Source organism: Fibrobacter sp. UWH4 (assembly GCF_900142475.1).
Taxonomy (GTDB): domain Bacteria; phylum Fibrobacterota; class Fibrobacteria; order Fibrobacterales; family Fibrobacteraceae; genus Fibrobacter.
This window is the reverse complement of the sequence record NZ_FRAY01000001.1, coordinates 567,389-589,928: the sequence shown is the minus strand read 5'-3', so window position 1 is coordinate 589,928 and position 22,540 is coordinate 567,389. Positions and strand designations below refer to the sequence as shown.

Here is a 22,540-nt window from a genome sequence, read left to right as displayed (position 1 = left end):
AAAGGAAAAATCTTATGGACTATTTTTTAAAAGCTTTAGCAAATTATGCAAATGGAAACGGGAGGGCGACTAGAAAAGAATATTGGATGTATAGCTTATTTGCTACTTTATTTCTAATCATTCTATTAGCAGTCGACATGCTACTCATTTACCATGGAATATCTTCATATCTTGCGAATGTTTACGGGCTAGCTATATGTTGCCCAGGAATCGCAATTACAGTGCGTAGAGCTCATGATATAGGTTTAAGTGGCTGGTATTGGTGGCTTTTGCTGGTTCCCTTCGTAAATTTTTATATTGGTTTCAAACTTTGTTTCGCGGATTCTGAGTCAAGAGAAAACAAATATGGCCCTGACCCCAAAGCATTTGAGCGGGTAAATTCCGAAAGCTCTCGTTCTGATGACTCGGAAAAGAAACCGGGAAATTATGATGAATATGAGAAAAATTTCCAATTTGACGATGATTTAAAGTGGGCGTTTGAAATTTTAGGATGTGAGCAAGACGCTTCGGATGATGAAGTGGATTGTGCATATTTCACGAAAATGAAAGAGAGCCACCCGGATAAATTACCTAAAGATTCTCCTGAATGGATTGTTGATGCTGCAAAGGAGAGACTAAAAAAAATTAAAGAAGCCTATTTGAAAATCCAAAAGGCGAGAAAAAATTAACGGCTTTGACAAGGACAAAAGTGATGACTGAAAAACAAAAAGGGATTTATGTGGCCATCGGCATCTTCGTGGTTTTGTTGATAACCCTAATTATAGAACTTGTCGTTCATGTTGCGGCAGGCAACGCTCATGTTGTAGCAGATGGTCCTGATGTTGTAGCAGACAGTTTTACGCTGAAAGATTTGGAAAATTTAAAGAATCAAACAGAAGCGTTCGAAGAGTGTGTGCCAGATTGCCTTATGAAGCAAAGTGACATTGAAAAAAAATTGGGTATGTCAAATAAAGGAACTTGTTTTGATGTGTGTTTGGACGCACGTCTTGGGAGTGAAGATTGTATGCAAGATGGGGGTATTTGCCACTATAGAAAAAAAATTGGTCGGAAGATGTATGCTATAACTATAGAATACTTATTATGGGAAGGAGAATTGCGTGCCCAATCCATTGATTGGGAAGAAGGCTATGATTGACGGCTTGTGTCAATTTGCTCTTGTGGATGATATAAATAGGTGCATCTAGTTTTTTCGGTGCAATTCTCTTCACTACTATGGAGTAAAATATGGCAATTTTTGAAATACTTTTTATCTTGGCCGGTTTTTTCGTTGGCCTTGTATCGCGGGGAGGAATGTCCCTGTTCTTGCTTCCGCTTGCCGTGGTGGCGTTCGTGCTCGCTATTATGAACAGGCCGAGCCCGACAGGCTCCAGGGCAAAGAAAATCGTGAGTTCGATTTTGTCGGCGGCATACCTTGCCGCGGTAGTTGTCGCGGTAGTTGTTTGCTCACTTGCTGCCACAGCCCCCAAAAAGGAGACGGCAGTTGCATCGCAGGCTTTAGATTGCAAGGACATGTCCGTTCTGGAAGAGAAGGTGGATAAAGTCTATTCCATGCTTGACGACATGAAATTTGAATACAGCCTGATTGGAAAAAGCGATCTGGAGCGGGTCAAGGCGGAGATCGCCTTACATGACGACGAATTGATTGAATGCGACCCCACAAAAGAGAAAGGCTGTATGGAATTCTCCAATTATGGAACGGAACGCGACAGCAGCAGGTTTTACATGGTATCCTTGCACTGGGAGTTGCCGAGGTTCCAGGTTTATCCTAAATGGGTCCACTGGAAAATCATCAAGGGATTGTTGGGAGAGGACTTGACCGATGCCGACACGGTCCTTGATGCCAGACATTTAGAAAAAATTCATAAAAGAGCCCTTTACCGTCAGGTGGAAGAATACAAGAGGCTCATTGAGTCCGAACTCAGGAATTATCCCAATGACTGGTACTATGACAGCACCCATACGGAAGTCGCCGCCACCCTCCATTACGAACGACAGGACAGTATAGATATCGCGTTCAATTCACAGCTGTGGACGACTTATTATATTTCGAACGCCGGGTACAATGCCGGTGCTGCCGGAGGATACAATTACGAGTATCATCGGACCTTCTCGAAGAAAGACGGGTCGCAGGTTGATTCCACAATATTCAATCCAGAAGAAAAGGAAAAGATTGTATCGCTTCTTCGCAAATATGCGGAAAAATACGATGCACGTCCCAATGCCATCGGCATGGATTTCAAGCTAGAACCTTCTTTTTTGAAGGACGGTATCGGTTTTGATGGCTACTCTTTCGAAATCGGCTGGCATTCCCACGGTAGCGTGATGATTGTGGTACCTTACAAGGAAATTCTGCCCTATATGGAAGCTTGGGCTCGCCAGAAATTCGGTTTTACAGAATCCGCCCAACAGAGATGACGACGAATTAACTTTATATCCGTCCCGAATTGTTAAAAATCTTATAAAATTACTTTTTTCTTACGGATTTTGACAAAAAGGCTCCAAAAGGGTACAAAACACCCCCCTTATTTTCTAAGTTTGGCGCGGTTTGTAAAGAAAAGATAAAGGAAGAAGGAATTTATGGTTATTGAACCGATGATCCGTAGCAATATGTGCGTCAACGCCCACCCGCAGGGCTGCGCTATGGATGTAAAGCGCCAGATCGCTTACGTGCAGAAGAAAATGGCCGAGCGCGGCGAACCCAAGGACACTCCGAAAACGGTCCTCGTTTTGGGTTGCTCCACCGGCTACGGGCTTGCCAGCCGCATTACCGCCGCCTTCGGATACGGCGCCGCCACCATCGGCGTATCTTTCGAAAAAGAAGGCACTGACGAACCTCGCCAGAAAACGGGAACACCGGGCTGGTACAACAATATGGCCTTCGACAAATTTGCAAAAGAAGCAGGCCTTGAATCCGTCACCTTCAACGGAGACGCCTTTTCGCACGAAATGCGCCAGAACGTCATCGACACCTTGAACAAAATGGGCCGCAAGGTTGACCTGCTGGTATACAGCGTGGCCTCGAGCGTGCGCGTAGATCCGGACAACGGCACCCTTTACCGCAGCGTGCTGAAACCGATCGGGGAAACCTTCTCGGGAGCCACCATCGACTGCATGACGGGCAAAATCAGCACCATCAGCGCAGAACCCGCCACCGAAGAAGAAGCCGCAAATACCGTGAAAGTGATGGGCGGCGAAGACTGGGCTCTCTGGGTAAACCAGCTGAAGGCCGCAGGCGTGCTTGCCGAAGGCGTAAAGACCGTAGCCTACTCCTACATCGGCCCGAAGCTTTCCCACGCCATCTACCGCGACGGAACGATTGGCGGAGCCAAGAAGCATCTCGAAGCGACCGCCCGCGAACTGAATTCCTCGCTGCAAAAAGACCTGAAGGGTGAAGCCTATGTTTCCGTGAACAAGGGACTGGTGACGCGTTCCAGTGCCGTGATTCCCATTATCCCGCTGTACCTCTCGGTACTCTTCAAGGTGATGAAGGAACAGGGCTCACATGAAGGTTGCATCGAGCAGATGGAGCGCCTAATGAGCGAACGCCTGTACACGGGCAAGGCCGTACCGACCGACGAAAATCACCTGATCCGCATTGACGACTGGGAACTGGACCCGAAGGTACAGGAAGAAGTGAACAAGCGTATGGCGACCATTACCCAAGAAAACTTCGCCCAGGTGGGCGACCTCGAAGGATACCGCCACGACTTCTTGGCAACGAACGGATTCGATGTCGAAGGCGTCGACTACAGCGCCGACGTCAAGAGCGTCGAAACGATTTAAACTTTCGCTGTGTATTAAAAGTGCCCGACTAAGTCGGGCATTTTTTATTCTACGATTATCGGCCACCGACGAGAATCTGGTCCACCTTGATGGTAGGTTGGCCGACTGTCACGGGGACATGTCCCGAAGAAGCGCCGCAGACACCGGCCGCCACTTCCCAGTCGGAACCGACCATGCTGATGCGAGGCATAATCTCGTGGCCCTTTCCGATAAGAGTTGCGCCGCGAACCGGTTCGCAGATTTTTCCGTTACGGATAACATAACCTTCGTCGACGGCAAAGTTGAACTCGCCCGTCGCCGGGTTCACCGAACCGCCCGCCATGCGGGCGGCGTACAGGCCGTTGTCGACACTCGCGATCATCGAATCGAACGAATCTTTACCCGGTGCAATAAAAGTGTTGCGCATGCGGCTGACGGGCGCATACTTGTAGCTTTCGCGACGGGCGGAACCCGTACGGGCAATACCCACCTCGGCAGCGCCTACGCGGTCACTCATGTAAGTTTTCAGGATGCCGTTCTCGATCAGCACCGTACGTTGCGTGGGAGTTCCTTCGTCATCGCACTTGAGGCTTCCCCATACGCCGTCCAGGGTACCGTCATCGATTGCCGTGAGGCACGGTTGCCCGATTGCCTCGCCGATTTTTCCGCAGAAGGGGCTTGCGCCGCGACGGACCGATTCCGTCTCGAGCGGATGTCCGCACGCCTCGTGGAAAATGACACCGCCAAAGCCATTACCCATCACCACGGGCATCTGTCCGCCCTGAATGTAGCCGGCCGAAAGCATCCGGAGCACACGTTCGGCACTTTCCGTTGCCAACGCCTCGGGAGAATAATTTCCCAGCAGCTCGTAACCGCCCAGGGCTCCCGGAGCCTCGTGCGTCGTAAGCCTTTCGGTTCCGTCACTTGCAGTCACCGTCACGTTCACGCGAAGGCGGGCACGGTCGAAAACCAAATTCAGACCTTCGCTATTCAACAGCATAATCGACGTACACGAATCCGTGACGGAAGCGCCGACCTGGACTACTTTATCCGAAATGGCGCGGGCAGCCTTGTCTGCTCGGAACAGAAAATCCTGCTTGACCGCCTGTCCCAGTACCCGCGGATCCTTGAAGGCGGCAACATTGTAATCGGCAACGCGTTTCTGCGGAGCGAACTCGAACGGCATCGACGGTTTTCCCGCGATACGGCCAAAGGCAAGCGTCTGAACCAATTTCAGCAGGGCTTCTTCGGAATCATCGCTCGTAAAACCGTAAAGCACTTCCGTTCCATACAAAAGACGGATGCCGATACCGTACTCGGTTCCGGCAGTCGCCGATTCGATATGGCTGGACTTCAATCCCAAAGTCGAGCTACGCGTTTCTTCTTCAAAAATTTCGACAAAATCCGCACCGGCGCTCTTACCCGCCTCGAAAATTTTTACCGCGACAGAAGGATTCATTCAGACACTCCCGCCGAGCGACATCCGAAACGCCCCTCGGCTTCACTAGATTACTTTTCGCGAACGGGAACTCCCGCACGACGCATGGCATCCTTGATTCCGGGTACCGTGTAATCGCCGAAATGTACCATCGACGCCACCAGGGCCGCATCCGCAGATGTCTTAGCAAAAAGGTCAACGATATGGTCCGGCGTCCCCGCACCGCCACTCGCGATTACCGGCACCTGCACCGCACGCGACACCTGGTCGGTAATATTCAATTCATAGCCACCCTTGACGCCGTCGGCATCGATCGAGTTCAGGCAGATTTCACCGACACCGAGTTCCTCGGCGCGTTTCGCCCACTGCACCGCATCGAGGCCCATCGCCTGACGACCGCCGCGGATATACACTTCGTAACCGCTGGGAAATTTCTCGGAAACTCCCACGAACTTCGCATCCATGCCAAGCACAATGCACTGACGACCGAAGGCCTTGGCGCCCTCGGCAATAATTTCGGGATGCAGCACGGCGAGGCTATTCACACTTACCTTTTCGGCACCCGCCAGGAGAGCCTCGTGCATATCGTCGAGGTTACGGATTCCGCCACCCACCGCAAAAGGAATAAACACGCGGCGCGCAATCTGACGGATCATTTCCATATCGCAGGGACGATTTTCGGCACTGGCCGTAATATCGTAGAAAACGAGCTCGTCAACACCGTCGTCGCTATAGCGAGCGCCCATTTCCACAGGGTCGCCGATGTCGATATTGCCCTTGAACTTGACGCCCTTCGTTACCTTGCGGTCACGGACGTCGAGGCAGACTATAAGACGTTTTGTAAGCATGGGTATTACAGGTAGCGATCGATGACAGCCTTCACGGTCGCCTTGGGAACGGCACCTACCACGTTGCCCACTTCGATACCGTTCTTGAACAGCTTCATGTTGGGAATGTTCGTGATGCCGAAACGGCCACAGATATCGCCCACGCCGGCATCGTCCACGTTAATTTTCGCAATGACGGCACGACCATTGTATTCATCGGCAAGTTCGTCGATAATCGGGCCCATCATCATGCACGGGCGGCACCAGGTTGCCCAAAAGTCCACAAAGACCAGCTGACCCGAAGAAATGGCCTGGTCGAAATTTTCTGCAGTAAGGTGAATTGCAGGCATAAGATTCTCCACTTTTGCTGCGGCACGGGGCCGCCATTTTCGGGAGCAAAAATAGCAAATTTGCGAGAGCTATTTTTTCTTGAATCTCAGGAAAAGTCCCTGAGGAGCGTACACAAAAGCCCTGAACATAGTCAGTCCTTCCAGGCCGTCATCGAAGAATTCCACATCGATTGCATCGGGAGCATCTACGTCTGCGTTTTCCATATCCGTCGTCATCTGGATATAGTTCGTCGGATCGGAAACCACAACGACGAACATCGTATAATCCGCCGTCACAGGCATTTCGAATTCCGTCTCGAAATCGAGCACCAGGCGCCCCCCTTGGAAACTCGCCCTGAAATTTTTCAGCTTGCGGGCCTTCACAAAAGACGTTCCCTGCAGAACGTAGTTGTAGTAGTTCTTGTCCTGCAAGGGGTCCAAAATCGCCCTACGGAACCATTCACCTTCGGCATTCGAAATTTCACCGTCGCCGTCTACATCACCTGAGGACATCATGGCGGTGCTATAGATTTCATCAAAGACCCAGCGGTTATGAATCCCCGCAAAGCCCTTATCGTTGAAAATGACCTTAATCTTCGAATCGGCAAAAACGTGCGGATGCGCAAAAACGGGCGCCAGGCCAAACAGGAGAATCAGACACAGCACCCGCAAAAGAATTTTCATAACAAATTAATTTCCTAGCATTGCAAGCTAGAAAGCAAGGATGATGCCTGCTGTCAGGAGACCCAGTCCAAGAGCACCGAGACCAATCGCCACGCCACACTTGGTATCGCCCCGGTCATTCAATTCATGGTTGTCCTTCACCATCTTGCGGGTATCGTCGCTATCGAAGGCAGAGAGTTTCTCGTAGGCATGCTTCTTGTCCGCAGCATCGCTCCAGTCGCGTTCCGCCAAGTACCATAGAACACCGCCCGCAAGAATCGGCACAATCGAGCTCCACAGGAGTCCACGACCGATACGCCTCTGGCTACGTTCCTTGTCAAAGACCTTCTGTTCCTCGATGAATTCCAAGTCGTCAAGCACAGGAGTCATGTCCACATAGACCAGGTTCGGCATGTAGGGCTTGATTTCCATCGTCACGGAAGTATCACGGTAGCCGACCTTCCTGAAGAACACCGTAGCCCCGACCCGCGGCTTGACGTTATCCACCACGATATCGGTCATATAATCGGGCATTCGGTTCACGGAAGGTTCCTCCCCCACATACACTTCTACCGCTTCGGGGTTCGTATTGAGTGTCAGCCTGGTAGACGGACGCACCACCGGAATCGTCACCTTGTTCAGGCTATCGGCGTCGATGCGCACCACGGCAGAGCCCCACCATTCCACGTCCTTCAGGACCTTCATCACCGAGATCGTATACTTGCCCGGCTTGATGTTCTTGATGGTATCGGGAGCGACAATCTTCAGGGGAATTCCGTTCACGAACAGCGAACAGGCTTCCGGTTCCGAGACCACCAGCAAGTTGGCCTTTCCAGGAGGATAAAGATCCTTCTCGATTTCTTCCTTGATTTCGGGCACGATATAATTCGAAAGCGAAAGGTCGATCATCACTTCGTCTTCCATGTTGTAAAGACGCTTGAGTTCGAACCTGAAAATCTTGATATAGGGATTCTTCTTCGCCGCTGCGATACTGTCCTGGATTTCGCGTTCACGAAGTTCCTTTTCGTACCTTTCGATTTCCTCGTTTTTAAGACGCGTGTCTTCCTTGGCCAGTGCGGTTTCCAAGTCATCTTCGGCACCGTCATCTACAGGAGCGGCCTCGGCCGCCGTGGAGGTATCCGCACGGGCCGCGAGGGAGTCCTTGACCGCATCGGTCATGATAATGTCGGAGGAATCCTTCTTCAGGTCCACATCGTCATTTTCGTCTTCAAGGGAATCCGCAACCTGCTGTCCGTTGCTTTCTTGCAGGGCAAGGGCCTCTTCGTCGGCAATCTGGTCGATGTGCTTCTGTTCGGCCTCGGTCGGCTTCTTCAGGTAGACCGTATCGTTCTCGATCTTGACAAAGATAGCCTCCAGTTCCACGGAGTCGCCGTTAATCCAGTAACGGACGGGAACTTCACGCCCCTTCGGGGCCTCCGCTGCAGAAGAGTCGGCAACCACCGTCGCAGACGACGATGAGGCGACCACCTCCGCCGAAGACGAAACAACCTCGGCCGATGAAGAAACAAGCTCGGTCGAAGACGTCTGGGCAAAAGCAGCCCCCGCCAACGCCAAAAAAGACGAAATCAGAATTCGTTTAAACATGTTCTAAAAATAAATAAAAATTTAGCCCAAAAGGTCGGGGTGCGCCTTCATTTCGTCCAGTTGAATCTGGTGAAGCACCACATGGCCCTCTACAAGGCTCTTCTGCACATCGATAATGCGCTGGTTCGACGACCCCCTGAACTTGAGTTCCAAGGAACGCTTCGCCAAGATGAACGGGCCGTCAATCAAAATGTCCGCAAACGTCAGGAGTTCGAACATTTCGGGACGCTCGTGCGTCAGTTCCATCAGGCGTTCGTAGGTGTAGCCGGTGAAAATCACCAGGTTCATGCCCCGTTCCTTGATTTTACGCGCCAAAGGGATCAGGGCAGCCGCCTGGTCCATCGGATCACCGCCACTAAACGTGATGCCGTCAAGCAACGGGTTTTCCTCGATCATATCGAGGATTTCTTCAATTTCAATATAATGACCCCCGTTAAAATCGTGGGTCTGCGGGTTCTGGCATCCGGGGCAATTATGGTGACAACCTTGAGTAAAGATTGTCATGCGGATTCCGGGACCGTCCACGAACGATTCGGGTTCGATTCCGGCAATCCGCAAGCGAGGGTATTCGTCCATACTAAATGCCGTGCTTCACGCGATCGTTCACTTCGGCACGCTTGGCGTTGTTGAAGCGATCGACGGTACCGACGAGGTAACCCGTGATGCGGCGGATACGTTCGAATCCAACACCTTCACCATACTTGTTCAGTTCTTTTTCGGACATTGTTGTTTCTCCTTGCTAGATAAATAGTTGGTAGAACTTAGTTGATAGAGCTTAGAGAAAAGAGAATGTTCTAAGTTCTAAGTTCTAAGTTCTAAGTTCTAAGTTCTAAGTTCTAAGTTCTAAGTTCTAAGTTCTAAATTCTAAGTTCTAAATTCTTACTACCTGATTCCTTTGAATACGGGCATGCCGGGGTACAGCTTACGAAGTTCCTCGATCTTTTCGGGGGCAATCGCATGACCTTCGGTACGGCCGCAACGCGGGCAGCAGTCACCGATGACACCCACGAATCCGCACACCGGGTCGCGGTCGACCGGGTGGTTGATGGATCCATAACCGATACCGGACTTCGCCATGTGATGCACGATCTTTTCGAAGGCTTCCAGGTTCTGCGTCGGGTCGCCATCGAGTTCCACATAGCTAATGTGGCCTGCGTTGGTGAGCGCATGGTACGGGGCTTCCAGCGAAATCTTCTTGAAAGCGGAAATCTTGTAGTACACCGGAATATGGAAAGAGTTTGTGTAGTAGTCGCGGTCAGTCACGCCCGGGATAATACCGAACTTCTTCTTGTCCATACGCACGAAACGACCGGAAAGGCCTTCGGCAGGCGTAGCGAGCAAGCTGAAGTTGAGGCCGAGACGTTCGGATTCCTTGTCGCAGAATTCGCGCATGTGGCCGATAATCTTGAGGCCGAGCTTCTGGGATTCCTCGGATTCGCCGTGGTGCTTGCCCGTCAGCATCACCAGAGTTTCGGCAAGTCCGATAAAGCCGATCGAAAGCGTACCGTGCTTGATGACTTCACCCACGGTATCTTCCCAGCCGAGCTTGTCGGAATCGATCCACACGCCCTGTCCCATGAGGAACGGGAAGTTCTTGACCTTGCGGCGGCTCTGGACGGCAAAGCGTTCCATGAGCTGGTCGCTCACCAGTTGCAGCATGCGGTCGAGTTCCTTGAAGAACAGGTCCACGGACTTCATCTTGATGGCGATACGCGGAAGGTTGATCGACGTGAAACTCAAGTTGCCACGGCCGAAGCTGATTTCGCGGCTCGGGTCGTAGTGGTTACCGATCACGCGGGTACGGCAGCCCATATAGGCAATTTCGGTTTCAGGGTGGCCCGGCTTGTAGTACTGCAGGTTGTACGGGGCATCCTGGAAACTGAAGTTCGGGAACAGGCGCTTGGCGCTCACGCGGCAAGACAGCTTGAACAAATCGTAGTTCGGATCTTCCGGGTTCAGGTTGATGCCTTCCTTGACGCGGAAAATCTGAATCGGGAAGATTGCCGTTTCGCCACCGCCGAGGCCTTCTTCGGTCGTGAGAAGCAAGTTCTTCATGACCATACGGGCTTCGGGCTCCGTGCACATACCGTAGTTGATGCTGCTGAACGGAGTCTGGGCACCAGCGCGGCTATGCATGGAGTTCAAGTTATGGACGAAGGCTTCCATGGCCTGGAAGGTCGCCTTGTCGGTTTCTTCGTAAGCCATCTTTTCGGCAAACTTCTGGGCGTTGATCACCACTTCTTCGCCATAAGTCTTGGAAAGTTCGCGAGCTTCGGTATCCTGGAACTTTTCGTTCGGCACGAGCGTCGCCACCATTCCCATTTCCGCCATTTCGGTATGGAGCTTCTTGACGACCGGCTGGACTTCTTCTTCGGTCTTGGAAGTCAAGAGCATGAGGGCCTTGACCATATTGGCCAAATAGCTCTTGCGGTACGTAATACGCACGCCGTCGGCCATGGCATAGTCAAAGTTCGGAATGGACTGGCCACCGTGCTGGTCGTTCTGGTTAGACTGGATCGCGATAGCGGCCAAGGCGGCATAGCTACGAATATCTTTCGGTTCGCGCAGATGACCGTGACCGGTATTGAAACCGTTCTTGAAGAGTTTCTTGAGGTCGATCTGGCAGCAAGTCATGGTAAGGGAATAGAAATCCAAATCGTGGATATGGATATCGCCTTCCATGTGGGCGCGGCTGTGCTCGGGCTTGAGCATCATCATCGTGTAGAAGTGCTTGGCCGATTCGGAACCGTACTTGAGCATGGTGCCCATAGCGGTGTCGCCATCGATGTTCGCGTTTTCACGCTTGAGGTCGGATTCCTTGGCAGAACTGAAAGTGATGTCGCGGAGCGTATGCATGAGGCGAGTATTCACTTCGCGCACGCGAGTACGTTCGGCACGGTACAAGATGTAGCTCTTGGCGGTATCGGCGTAGCCACCTTCGGTAAGAGACTTTTCTACAGCATCCTGGATTTCTTCAATTTCGGGAACGGTCTTGCCCTCGGCTTCGAGTCTGCCCACCACATCGGCAGACACCTTGAGCGCCGTGCTCGTAAGCACGTCATCGCTACCCAACAAATTCAACTGACTTTGGGACGCCTTGATTTGCTCATCAAGTTCACCCGAGGCGCGGAAAGCCTTGACAATGGCATCGGCGATTTTTTCAATGTTGAACGGCATCTCACGGCCGTCACGCTTCCTTACAGAAACAATCATCTACCAATCCTTGTATCCGGCGGAATCGGCCCCCTACGGGCAAATTCCGTATCGAACATACATTTTTCTTTCATTTTCTATTTTTACTATATCTTGTGCTCTCCTTCAAGTCAAAAGCACAAGATATGGAAAACAATATAATAAATGTAGGCGCCGTTGGAAGACTTTTTTCAGAAAAAATTCGCTTTTTGTGTAAATTTTAATTTTCAAACAAGACGTTTTATCCACAACCTTTTAAGGGGTTTCGACGCGGGTACAAACAAACTAACAAAAGCAAAAAGCTAACCCCTTTATTTATAAGAAGTTAGCTTTATCAACGGAAAAATAAAAGTTTTTTGTAAACTACACCTTGACAAAAACAGCCGTCTTGACTAGCCGCTATTGGAGCAGTTCCGCCACCAGGTGAATAGACGCCGAAATTTCTACCGAATCCGCCACGGCGGAAAGATTATCCGCCGTCGCCCCGTCATAGAAAGCGGCCTTTCTTGCGCCAAGGACATGATTTCTAAAAGAGAGTCCCTCCCCATTTCCCGTCACCGAGATAACCTTGCCCAGTTTGCCGCCCACGCTTTCCGCGTAGCTGGACGCCGTTTCGAGAGCCTTTTCCCCAGCCGCCTTAATAATCCCCTTCTTGAGTTCGGCCTCATTCTTGAGCGTTGCCGACGTATGGCTGATTTCCACATCCAGTTCGGCAGAAAGGGCCGCAATCACCGCCGCAGCCGTAGCCCTGTTCGAAGACTTGATCGCAAAGAACTGGCTGACCACGTAACCTGTAAGACTGCGCGTTCCCTTGTCGTAGGACCATTCCTTGCGCATTTCGACACTGTTCTGTTCAATATCACTTTCCGTCACGTCGATGTTCTTCATTTGCTCAAAGATAGAAGCACGACGGCTCGTCAACTGCTTGAAAAGAAGTTCCTTGTCCTTGCCGTGCAATTCAAGGCAGGCAACCGTAACGAATTCGTTGGCCTCGTACTTGCGGCTTTCCGAAGCGGAAACTTCTACCGTAGGCGTTGTCTTGTCGCCAAGAGGCAGCATCTGCGACAATTTTTCGCCGGGAGTTTCGTCCTTATCCACCGACACGACGATGAAGGCGACAAAAACCAAAAGGACTATGACCAAAACAAAAAGCTTGTTAGACATTTTTTCTCCTACTTTTTAAATAAATTAACAAAGGCATTGACTAGGAGCGCCACGGCCACCGTCGTCGTCATGCTGATAAAGGGCATCCACGGCCAACTGAAGATTCCTCCAAGCACCGCGGAAACGCCAAAGGCCGGAATTCCCTGCACCAGGACAAGGCTTGCCATGCCACAGAGCACGGCCACGATTACGACCCAGCCGCGAAGCCTTTTCGCACCCGTTCCAAACAACCTGTCGGCAAAGAAAGCCAGCAGGAACATTCCCAAGAGCGGTCCCGTGAAAAGTCCCGTAAAGAACAGGGCGTTCTTGAGCAGGCTCCCCTGCTGCGTCGCCGCAAACAGGGCAAAGAAAATTCCTAAAACGCCCCACACGACCGTCCAGATCTTGGCACGCTTGAGGCCGCCAATTCCTTCGTTTTCGTCCCAGCCCAGGAAATCTCGTTCAGACGTATTGCCGAGCGAATTGATGGCACTCGAGAGACTGCTCATGGCCGCCGCACAGATCGCCGCCACAATGAGCCCCGTGATTCCCGCGGGAAGTCCATGGACGATAAAGTATGGAAAAACGTCGTTCTGTCCCAGACCTTCTGGAAGCGGAGCAGCATGAGCTTTCTGGTAGTAAACGTAGAGCGCAGCACCTACCCAGTAGAAAAGGATCGAGACCGCACAGCCCAGCACCATCGAAAGGATACTCGAACGGTTTGCCGCCTTGACATCCTTGCAGCTCAGGTAACGCTGCACGAACTGCTGGTCACAGCCGCGGATTGCAATTTCAAGAATGGCGTATGCAAAGCCCGCCGAAACAAGCGTACGGGCATTCGAAATATCCATCGAGGCGTCCCACCACTTGGTCTTGCCCGCCTCGGAAGCGAGAGCCGCCATTTCACCGAAGCCACCGACGGAGTTCGCAATTACCAGGAGCACCAGCACGCCGCCACCAAAGAAAACGCAGAACTGCATCACGTCGGTCCAGATGACCGCCTTGATGCCTCCGAACCACGTATAGAAAATGGCCACGGCTGCAGACACGACAATCGCCAGCTTAAGGTCGATATGCAGAATCTGCGCAAGCACCAGCGACGGTGCGAACAGCAGGATTCCCGTGCGGAGCAACAGGTGCAGGCAATAGAAAATAGCCGCAAGCCGACGGACCGGCTTGGAAAAGCGCACCTCGAAAAGTTCATAGGCGCTATTGATTCCCGAACTGCGGAACCTAGGGATAAAGACGAAGCCGACGACCACGATACTGATGAGCGCACCGATCTGGAACATCAGGAACGTCATGTTGTCGCCATACACATCGGCAGGCGCCCCGAGGAACGTAGTCGCACTCACCGATGTCGCGATCAGGCTGATGCCCACGGCCACCCACGGGATGGAGCCGCCGCCCAACATGTATTCCTTCAGGTTCTTGTTGCCACGGGACACCCAGAGACCGATAAATACAGACAGCAGCAAGTACGCCGCAAGAACAATCCAATCAAGAACAGTAAACATAGCAGGAAGTCGATAGTTGGCCCTTCGACAAGCTCAGGGACCCTACAAGGTTGGTGAGCCTGCCGAACCAAAGTTCTAAGTTAAACAGTTGCAGGTTCGGGTTCCGCCGTCTGGAACTGAACCACCTGGTTACGGCCGCCTTCCTTGGCGCGGTAGAGTGCCTGGTCGGCGTTGTTTACGGCCTTCTGGAGGTCCCCGTTGAAATTGGGCTGCAGGAGGAACGCACCGATACTGACCGTCACACGCAGGGGTTCCGCCTGGTGAATGTCGAAGGAGAGCTTCTGGACAGCCTTGCGAATACGTTCAGCCGTTTCGACCATGCCGTTCGCATCGGTCTCGATAAGCCCAACAACAAATTCTTCGCCGCCGAAACGCGCCACGATGTCGATATCGCTACGGATTTCCTTGCTGATCGTATCGGCGATTCCCTTGATGACCACGTCGCCAATCGGATGCCCGTAGGTATCATTCACACTCTTGAAATGGTCGATATCCATCATCAGGACACCGATACTGTACTTGCCGCGATCGGCGCGGCTCTTTTCGGCACGGAGCTTTTCGAACAGAGTCTTCTTATTGATAAGCCCCGTATGGCCGTCGCGCATCGCCTGTTCACGGCCCATTTCGAATTTGCAGGCACGGTCGTAGGCAAAACCGGCGACACTTGCGAACGCCTTGAGCAATTCCTTCTCGTGATCGTTATAGGGAAGCGAGCTGCTGCTTTCGAGACAAATGGCGATATCGGCCGTGGCGGCATCGTGTTCAGCCGCAATAGGCATCACGAAAATCTGGCGGAGGTTCAGGTTCCTCTTTTCGGAATCGTTCAGGCGAGGCAGGTAATCCTTGAAGCCGGGCAAGAAGGAACGTTCCATAGGACGGTTGCGCATGATCGAAAGGACAAAGATGCCCTTGTCCGAAAGGGTGAAGCGCTTGTTGACGAACTGGTCCGCATCCACGCCGTCGCAATGGATGACACGACCAGAATCCTTATCCTTGTCCATCGCCATGATCGTCAGGCGATCGTAGGCCATATTGGCCCTGACGTAGTTGATGATTTCCTTGTAAATGTCGTTCACCGACATCGTCTTGAAGAACTTGCGCAAGTAGTTGTAAAGGCCGCTATACTGCTGCAGGGCAATATGCTTCTGTGCCGAATAAAAACCCTTGTAGTCGAGCATCGAAATCGCCCCGGCCACATAAGTCAGCGCTCGGGCTGTCGCATTGTTGAAGGCGTTCGGGCAAACAGAATCCAAAATCAGGGCGCCAACACGGACTCCGCTTCCATGGTCGATCAGGGGCACGGCCACCACCGACTTAATCGGGGTGTTGTCTACATAATATTGCAGACTCTTGCAACCAGGCAAGTCGCCTTCCAGGAGACGGTCAACCCCGGAACGGAAAAGCTGACTTAAAAGTCCGGAAGTTTCAGTGATTACCGTAGAAGGATTGACGGAAACTTCCTTGTCGTTCACGTAATTGCGGACGCCCCATTCCTTGGCATTGCGCTGCGAAAAGACCAGGGCGGAATTGACATTCGGGACAATACCCTTAAGGGCAAGGAGAAGATCCATCATGGCCCTGTTGATGTCGGCATTGGCACGCGCCCAGACCTGGCTCACCTTGAGTGCCGCCTCGGGTTCATTCGCCATACCGTTGCCGTTGCGGAATTCGGAACGCAAATCGGGAGCCACCACGGGAGTCGTCCCCGTTGCACGGTTCTTGAGCGTAATCACCGGAAGTGTCGCCGTAGATGCCCCCGGGCCGGCCAGGCGCGGACGGTTCATCCAGGCAAGGACAAAAGCCACCACGGCAAAGGGGATCAGGAAAAGGAACATCCCGTTCAGAAACGAAAGGCCAACCAAAAGACCTGCCACAATAAACAATATTTCAGAAACCGACATATTTCACCTTCTAAAGACGGAACGAACGGTACAACATGACCACGGCAACGCCTCCATAAACGAAGTGGCTAATCCACGCCGCCCAGAAAGGCGTCAACGCACCGTTTTCTCCCATTTTCAAACCGATTCGTTCAAAGATATAATAGCTAAAAACAATCAAGAGGCCAACCCCGAACTTCTGGGAAAGCCCCCCGGAACGGCTATAGCGATGGCAAAGAGCTGCTCCAATGAGCAGAACGATTAAGTTCATCCAATGGGCCGAACGCTTGAACTGCAAAGCCGTTTCCATGGCATGGGTATCTTCGCCGGAACGTTTCAGCACGCTGATTCGCGCCATCACCATCTTGGAATCCATCTCGTCGGCGGTCTGGCGTTCGTTGATAAGGTCGTTCGGATGCGTGTTGACCTTGTCGCAAATTTTTTCGCGCTTGATCGGGTAAACCTTGACGGAACCGTCCTTGTTGAATTCACGGCGGTTTCCCCGTTCGAACAGCCAGCATCCCGGAGGCGGTTCGATACTTTCGAGCCGGGCGATGGAATCCAGGGAATCCTTCGGCGGAATTTCTTCCCAGCGGACAATCCTTGCGTCGTAGCGTTCCCGGAGACGGCCATCTTCGCGCAGCAGGAGCACCACGTCGCGGCCTAGTCGATTGACGCCGGAGTAATGCCTAAAGAACCAGCTCGCCCGCTCACTGTCGATAAAGGTAAAGTCACGTTTTTCCTTGATGCGCGGATTCTTCTTTTTCTGCGCATTCGTTTCCATGGTCTCGAGTCGCTTATGGTTCGCATCGGGCAGCCAAAGTTCGCTCATCTCGTACGAACCTATCGAAACAAGGACTCCAAAAACAAATATCGGGAAAAGGGTCTTGAGAGGGCTCTGCCCCGAACTCTGCATGGCACTCGTTTCCAGGTGACGCGCCATGTTACCGATAGATGCGAGTACCGCAATGAACAAGGCGACCGGCGTAATCAGGTACACCATGTAAGGGATATAGCTCACGTAGTAATCGATGGCATCCTTGGTGTCGCGGGCAAGCCACGTCTTGATGTTACCCACAAAGTCGATGACCGCAAACATGAGGATTGCGCCCAGCAACACCAGCAGGAACATCTTGAGGAAATTCCACATCATGTAGCGGGTAAACTTCATCCGAATTTCCTCCCCAAAAAGCCGAAGATATTCTTGAAGAAGCGCCCCACGGCACGCACCGCCCTGAAGAACTTGGAATCGCCCGAGAAACGGTCTCGCACCATCGCAATCGTAATGAAGATGCCGAACGCACCGATAATGATATTGGACGCCCACATGGCAAGATAGGGGCTCACCAGGAGCCTGTCGGCCATATTTTCGCCACCAATCAGGCAAATCCAGTAAATCACAAAGAACGCAAGGCTATAGAGGATACCCGTTCCGATACCGCCCTTGCGGGCCATGATACCAAGGGGGGCCCCGATCAGAATAAAGATGAAGCAGGCAAAACTCGTGCTGTACTTTTTCTGGATTTCTACCGTATACTGCGCCTCGCGCTTGAGTTCGGCTTCCATGCGACCATACAGGCGCTCCGTCGTGCGGAAGGTCGCAATTTCCTGGACGCGCAGACGCTGCAACGACCGCCTACGCTGGATAGAATCGAGTGTCACGCCGCTCTCGACCGATTCAGGAACAATCGAATCGCCTTCGACATCGTTCCGCAACGCCACCAACGAGCCCAGACGCTTTTCGAGGGCCGCATCGCGGTATTCCACATATTTTTTCCGCGCATCTTCCACGACTTCGGTCATCATCTCGATCGGCATTTCGCGGTCGCTGCGGTAACTGCGGCTACGGCGTTCCAGGCGGTCATCGACATTCTTCATCGCGAGATCCTGCGAGAAGAATCGAATGCGGAAATAGTTCTCGGGATTGTCGGCATCCGTCATGTGCGTCTCGCCGCTGCGGAGCCTAAGCATCAAGGTCGCACCGTTATCCGCATATTCCATGGAGGCGCTATCCGCATACACGATACGGGGAGCGCCGCGCTTCTCCATCTCGAAAATCTGGATTCCGTACAAAGTTCCGGAAACGGGGTCGATGCGGTTTACCCACAGCTGCACATCAGGAAACTGCGTAATAAGGCGGCCCGCATCGATGAACACGTGCGGTTTCTTGCGCGACACGGCATTCATGAGTTCCACGGAACGGTGGTTCGCCTCGGGAAGCACCCAGTTGTTGAAAATCACCATCAACAAAGAAATCAGCAACGAAACGAGAAGAACCGGACGCATCAGCGAAAGCGGCGACACGCCCGCCGCCTTGCAGGCCGTAATTTCCTGGTCACCCGAAAGCCGGCCAAACGCCATGAGGCTTGCCACCAAAACAGCCATCGGAATCGAGAGCGAGAGCATCCACGCGAGGTTCAGGGCGAATATTTCGAGCACCGTTTCTGCCGGGAGTCCCTTGGACAGCACATTGTCCAGGATTTTTACGAGAAAGTCCACCACGAACAAGAAGGTGATGCCAAAAAGAGCCGCCAAAAACGGGGCTATAAGCTCTTTCAACACATAGCGGACTAGAATCATTACTTCTGGACTTGCAAAATTTTCTACTTTACGGGAGTAAAATTAGAATTAAAACCAAAGAAAAAAAATGAACCTGTTCAAAAAGATTCCCCTATTCCTTTATCTTTTGGCCTTTGCAATCGCTTTTATAGGTTGTTCGTCTAGCGGGCAGACCAAGATGAAACATACCGAATGGTGCAGAATCCGCTACGAGAACGCCGAGGAACTCTTCAAGAAAGAGAAGTACGGGCGTGCAACCGACAAGCTCGAAGAAATTCTCGCCACCTGCGCCGGGACCGGCTACATGGAACAGGCACAGTTCCTGATGGCGGAAAGCTATTTCAACATGGAAGACTGGATCGAGGCCCGCGGCGAGTACGGCAGCTTTATCCTGAACTTCCCCGGTTCCCCGTTTATCGAGACCGCCGAATTCCGCAAGGCCATTTCTTCGTTCAACATGGAATTCCGCGTGAGCCGCGACGAAGCCAACACGACGATCGCCATGAGGGACTTCGAACGTTACCTGTCGAACTACCCCGAATCTCCGCTGCGCGACTCGGTGAACTACTACTACAACCTGCTGGTGGAACGCCTTGCCGAAAAGGAATTCCAGACGGCCAGACTCTACATGCGCATGGACAAGTACCAGGCAGCCGTCATCTATCTGAAGGAATTCCTGGAAACCTATCCGAACAGCAAGCGCCATACCGAGGCCCTGTTCATGATTACGGAAGCCTACAACGAACTTGACCAGTTCGAAACCGCCAAGCTGTACCTGAACATCGCAAGAAACGAGGCCTCCCCCGACGACAAGGATATCCTGAAGAAAATCGAGAAAAGCGAAAAGGCTATCGACAAGTCCGAACTCGCCTTCGCCAAACGCATGAAGAAGGATTCTCAGAAGAAGAGGTTCTGGAAAGAAGACCGACAGATGCAGAACTAACCCTTAAAATGTCATCCTGGACCCCCGAAGGGGGGACGGGAACCAGTACTGGATTCCCTCCCCTATCGTGCTACGCACTCCAGGGTCGAGAATGACGTATTGTGATAGACATTAATAGGAAACCAAAAACGAAACAGCTGCTACACATTTTCCTTGTGGTGCTCCTTGCCGCATCTGCGATGGCCGCCGAAGAAACCTCGACACGCGACCGTTCCAGACTTTCGATTTTTTTGCAGCCCGCCGTTTCTTTTTTGGATTTTCCGGAGCGAGAATACTTCCAGAACGCCATCGACACCCTCTACTACAGTTTTAGGGAAGACGCCCTCACCGAAAGTGAATCGCTCAGCGTCGCCAAGCAGGATTTCCAGAAGGTGAACTTCTGTTTCCCGATTTCGGCCGGACTGCAATACCAAATTTTCCCCGACAATTTCGTAAGTCTCGGTCTGAGCTTTATCTACGACAACGAAGAGGTGGTGCTCACCGACCGCAAGAACAGGACGCATAACTACAGCTATACCATCCAGGGGATGCCGCTGTTCCTTGAATACCGCCTCGGCATTCCGCGCAACCTGATGACCCTTTCGGGAGAAAGCCTCTTCAGTATCGCCGTGCGCTGGTACTGGGTGCTGCCTGGCACCGAAATTTACAGCACCTGGGGACAGCTGGAAGCAAAATCGTCCGCTGTGGGAGCGGGTTTCGGCATCAGCGTCGGCTACCTTATTGCCAACTGGAAAAACTTCAACATTTACGGCGACATAGGCTACAGCAGCATCAAGGTGGAATCGGACAAGAAGTATTCGGACATCGCTCCTGACGGTCCCGAAAAGAAAGCCAAATGGAATATCGGTGGACTCACGATGCAAGTGCGCGTCGGTTTTGGACTTTGGAACGAACCCGAGCCTGTCGAAGAAGATGACGACGCGGACGACGACTCAACAAACGCTGCAACTCCCACGGCAACATCTACGGCAACTCCCCCAGCAACATCCCCGGCAACATCCACGGCAACTCCCACGGCAAGCGTACCGGAACGGACTGCAAAAGAAAAAGTCCCGGAGGAATAATGAGTTTTCTTCCTGGCGAAAAGTTGCATTACGCCGAGACGCATTTCAAGTTCAAGCTCCCGTGGTCGCTACTGTACAAGCCGTGGCCCGAAATTCTTGCGGATGCGCCCTTCCAGTTTGTTCCTGGAGTCGAGCCTATTTTATGGTTGGTGGTCCGCGACGCGCATCGGTTCCCGACGCTTATTGAAAAAATTGAAATTTCAATTACAGGCTCCGAAAATTTCAGCACTAACAAGAGCGTCGATTTACATATCCGCGCCATGGAGCAATTTGGATTTTACCCCGTCAGGTTGGGCAAGCTTCCTGCGGGTATTTATGAAATCGACTGCACGATTTACGCAAAAAGAATCAGCGAAAACGGCGAGCCTACCGCAGACAAGGAAAGATGCTTTAGACGCTGGAACCTTCCCGGATTAAAGCCAAAGCCCCTCAAGATTCAAGTTCTTGCAGAAGAACCGCCCAAGGCACCTGGATTTGTGGCAGGCGAAATGCATTGCCACACGCACTACTCGGCAGACCATGTGGAACACGGAGCCTCGCCTGCAGTATTGCAACAGACGGCCCAAGCCGTCGGGCTCGATTTTGTGAGTTGCACCGACCACGCCTACGATTTCGCTTTCACGACCGAAGACTACACTAAAGAAGCGGACACGCCCCTCACCCGCTTCGACGCTTTGCGCGAAGAAGTCCGCAAACTGAACGAAGCCGACGACATGCCGCTCATGATTGCAGGCGAAGAAGTTTCGGCAGGCAATTCCAAAGGCGAAAACGTGCACATGACCGTTCTCGGCCCCGAAGGTTATTTGCCCGGCCTTGGCGACTGCGGACGCAACTGGCTCGACAACAAGCCCACTTTCAAGATTCCAAAGCTTTTGGAAATGACCGCGGCACATTGCTTTGCCGCACACCCGATGCAGCCCATGGGCTACCTCGAGAAATTCATCTTCCGTCGCGGCTACTGGAGCCACAAAGATTTGAATCTGGACGCAACCCACAAGATCCGCGGAATCCAGTTCTGGAACGGAATTCGCGACGAGGGATTCAAGCTAGGAAGAGAATGGTGGATCGAGGAACTCGGCAAGGGGAATTTCTTGCTCCCGATTGGTGGCAACGACGCTCACGGAGATTTAAACGACACGACATCAGTCAGCATGCCGCTGATTTCATTGAGGCACTCCCGCGAACATGTTTTCGGGAAAGTGAGAACGGTAATTAAATTCGGAATTCGGAATTCGGAATTCGGAACTAAAGTTTCAAGCGAGGCAATCCACGAAGCATTCGCGGGCGACAACTGCTACATTACCGATGGCCCTGCTCTCTGGTGGGAACGCGGCGAAAAGACGGTGACATTCCATGCCTGCAATACGCAAGATTTTGGCGGTGCCTTCCGCTACATTCGCATCTACGGGCGCAAGCGTTCTGCAGGCGGCAAGCTCGCCAAGAACGAAACCGTCTGCATAGAAAGCCTTGTCGCCGCCCCGGCAAAAACAGACATCACCGTAAACGCAGACAACTTTGCCTATTTGCGCGCCGAATGCGAAACGGCAACCGGCAAATTCGCGATGACCTCGGCGGCGGTACTCGCGTAGTTGCGAATTTTATATCTTAAGGGTAACCC

The 22,540-nt window shown here is 52.2% G+C and carries 20 protein-coding genes; 7 read left to right on the top strand and 13 right to left on the bottom strand.

The window, feature by feature from the left end:
• The first annotated feature begins 14 nt into the window (after positions 1-14).
• From BUA93_RS02335 to fabV, 4 genes are all read left to right on the top strand, one after another.
• On the top strand, positions 15-668 hold the full coding sequence (locus BUA93_RS02335) for a DUF805 domain-containing protein (RefSeq protein ID WP_072977069.1): 654 nt from the start codon (positions 15-17) through the stop codon (positions 666-668).
• Positions 669-691: 23 nt separating this feature from the next.
• Positions 692-1,135, top strand: coding sequence for a hypothetical protein (locus BUA93_RS02330; protein WP_139257680.1), 444 nt, complete (start codon positions 692-694; stop codon positions 1,133-1,135).
• 89 nt (positions 1,136-1,224) lie between these two features.
• Positions 1,225-2,415 carry a hypothetical protein gene (locus BUA93_RS02325; RefSeq protein WP_072977065.1) on the top strand — a complete coding sequence of 397 codons (1,191 nt, stop codon included), beginning with the start codon at positions 1,225-1,227 and terminating at the stop codon, positions 2,413-2,415.
• A gap of 162 nt (positions 2,416-2,577) precedes the next feature.
• Positions 2,578-3,783, top strand: coding sequence for an enoyl-ACP reductase FabV (fabV, locus tag BUA93_RS02320; RefSeq protein ID WP_072977063.1), 1,206 nt, complete (start codon positions 2,578-2,580; stop codon positions 3,781-3,783).
• Positions 3,784-3,838: 55 nt separating this feature from the next.
• Here the strand turns inward: fabV and BUA93_RS02315 are convergent, their stop codons facing one another.
• The 13 genes from BUA93_RS02315 to BUA93_RS02255 all read right to left on the bottom strand — a co-directional run bounded on the left by BUA93_RS02315 (position 3,839) and on the right by BUA93_RS02255 (position 18,936).
• Positions 3,839-5,221: a TldD/PmbA family protein gene (locus BUA93_RS02315; protein ID WP_072977061.1), complete on the bottom strand. Its 1,383-nt coding sequence runs from the start codon at positions 5,219-5,221 to the stop codon at positions 3,839-3,841.
• 50 nt (positions 5,222-5,271) lie between these two features.
• A complete protein-coding gene (hisF, locus tag BUA93_RS02310; protein ID WP_072977059.1) occupies positions 5,272-6,048 on the bottom strand; it encodes an imidazole glycerol phosphate synthase subunit HisF in 777 nt (258 codons plus the stop codon).
• A gap of 5 nt (positions 6,049-6,053) precedes the next feature.
• A complete protein-coding gene (gene trxA / locus BUA93_RS02305; RefSeq protein WP_072977057.1) occupies positions 6,054-6,377 on the bottom strand; it encodes a thioredoxin in 324 nt (107 codons plus the stop codon).
• A 69-nt stretch (positions 6,378-6,446) separates the two neighbouring features.
• Positions 6,447-7,040, bottom strand: a complete 594-nt coding sequence (locus BUA93_RS02300; RefSeq protein WP_072977049.1) for a DUF1007 family protein — start codon at positions 7,038-7,040, stop codon at positions 6,447-6,449.
• 27 nt (positions 7,041-7,067) lie between these two features.
• Positions 7,068-8,624, bottom strand: a complete 1,557-nt coding sequence (locus BUA93_RS02295; RefSeq protein WP_072977048.1) for a hypothetical protein — start codon at positions 8,622-8,624, stop codon at positions 7,068-7,070.
• 21 nt (positions 8,625-8,645) lie between these two features.
• Positions 8,646-9,200: an anaerobic ribonucleoside-triphosphate reductase activating protein gene (gene nrdG, locus BUA93_RS02290; protein WP_072977046.1), complete on the bottom strand. Its 555-nt coding sequence runs from the start codon at positions 9,198-9,200 to the stop codon at positions 8,646-8,648.
• 1 nt (position 9,201) lies between these two features.
• Positions 9,202-9,348: an anaerobic ribonucleoside-triphosphate reductase gene (gene nrdD / locus BUA93_RS15820; protein ID WP_072977044.1), complete on the bottom strand. Its 147-nt coding sequence runs from the start codon at positions 9,346-9,348 to the stop codon at positions 9,202-9,204.
• A 158-nt stretch (positions 9,349-9,506) separates the two neighbouring features.
• A complete protein-coding gene (locus BUA93_RS02280; RefSeq protein WP_072977042.1) occupies positions 9,507-11,837 on the bottom strand; it encodes an anaerobic ribonucleoside triphosphate reductase in 2,331 nt (776 codons plus the stop codon).
• Between the two features lie 378 nt (positions 11,838-12,215).
• Entirely contained in the window at positions 12,216-12,980 is a 765-nt protein-coding gene (locus BUA93_RS02275) for an SIMPL domain-containing protein (protein ID WP_072977041.1), read from the bottom strand.
• 8 nt (positions 12,981-12,988) lie between these two features.
• Positions 12,989-14,476, bottom strand: coding sequence for a sodium:solute symporter (locus BUA93_RS02270; RefSeq protein ID WP_072977039.1), 1,488 nt, complete (start codon positions 14,474-14,476; stop codon positions 12,989-12,991).
• 80 nt (positions 14,477-14,556) lie between these two features.
• Positions 14,557-16,377 carry a sensor domain-containing diguanylate cyclase gene (locus BUA93_RS02265; protein WP_072977037.1) on the bottom strand — a complete coding sequence of 607 codons (1,821 nt, stop codon included), beginning with the start codon at positions 16,375-16,377 and terminating at the stop codon, positions 14,557-14,559.
• A gap of 10 nt (positions 16,378-16,387) precedes the next feature.
• The gene (locus tag BUA93_RS02260) at positions 16,388-17,527 is read right to left on the bottom strand and encodes an LptF/LptG family permease (protein ID WP_072977035.1); all 1,140 of its coding nucleotides are present in this window, start codon (positions 17,525-17,527) and stop codon (positions 16,388-16,390) included.
• The gene (locus tag BUA93_RS02255) at positions 17,524-18,936 is read right to left on the bottom strand and encodes an LptF/LptG family permease (RefSeq protein ID WP_072977034.1); all 1,413 of its coding nucleotides are present in this window, start codon (positions 18,934-18,936) and stop codon (positions 17,524-17,526) included. Before BUA93_RS02255 ends, BUA93_RS02260 begins: the two co-directional genes overlap by 4 nt.
• 67 nt (positions 18,937-19,003) lie before the next feature.
• Between BUA93_RS02255 and BUA93_RS02250 the strand changes: the two genes are divergently transcribed.
• From BUA93_RS02250 to BUA93_RS02240, 3 genes are all read left to right on the top strand, one after another.
• On the top strand, positions 19,004-19,858 hold the full coding sequence (locus BUA93_RS02250; RefSeq protein WP_072977032.1) for an outer membrane protein assembly factor BamD: 855 nt from the start codon (positions 19,004-19,006) through the stop codon (positions 19,856-19,858).
• Positions 19,859-20,013: 155 nt separating this feature from the next.
• Complete coding sequence (locus BUA93_RS16130; protein WP_072977030.1) at positions 20,014-20,922, top strand: hypothetical protein; 909 nt, start codon at positions 20,014-20,016, stop codon at positions 20,920-20,922.
• Positions 20,922-22,511, top strand: a complete 1,590-nt coding sequence (locus tag BUA93_RS02240) for a PHP domain-containing protein (protein WP_072977028.1) — start codon at positions 20,922-20,924, stop codon at positions 22,509-22,511. Before BUA93_RS16130 ends, BUA93_RS02240 begins: the two co-directional genes overlap by 1 nt.
• The last annotated feature ends 29 nt before the right edge of the window (positions 22,512-22,540 follow it).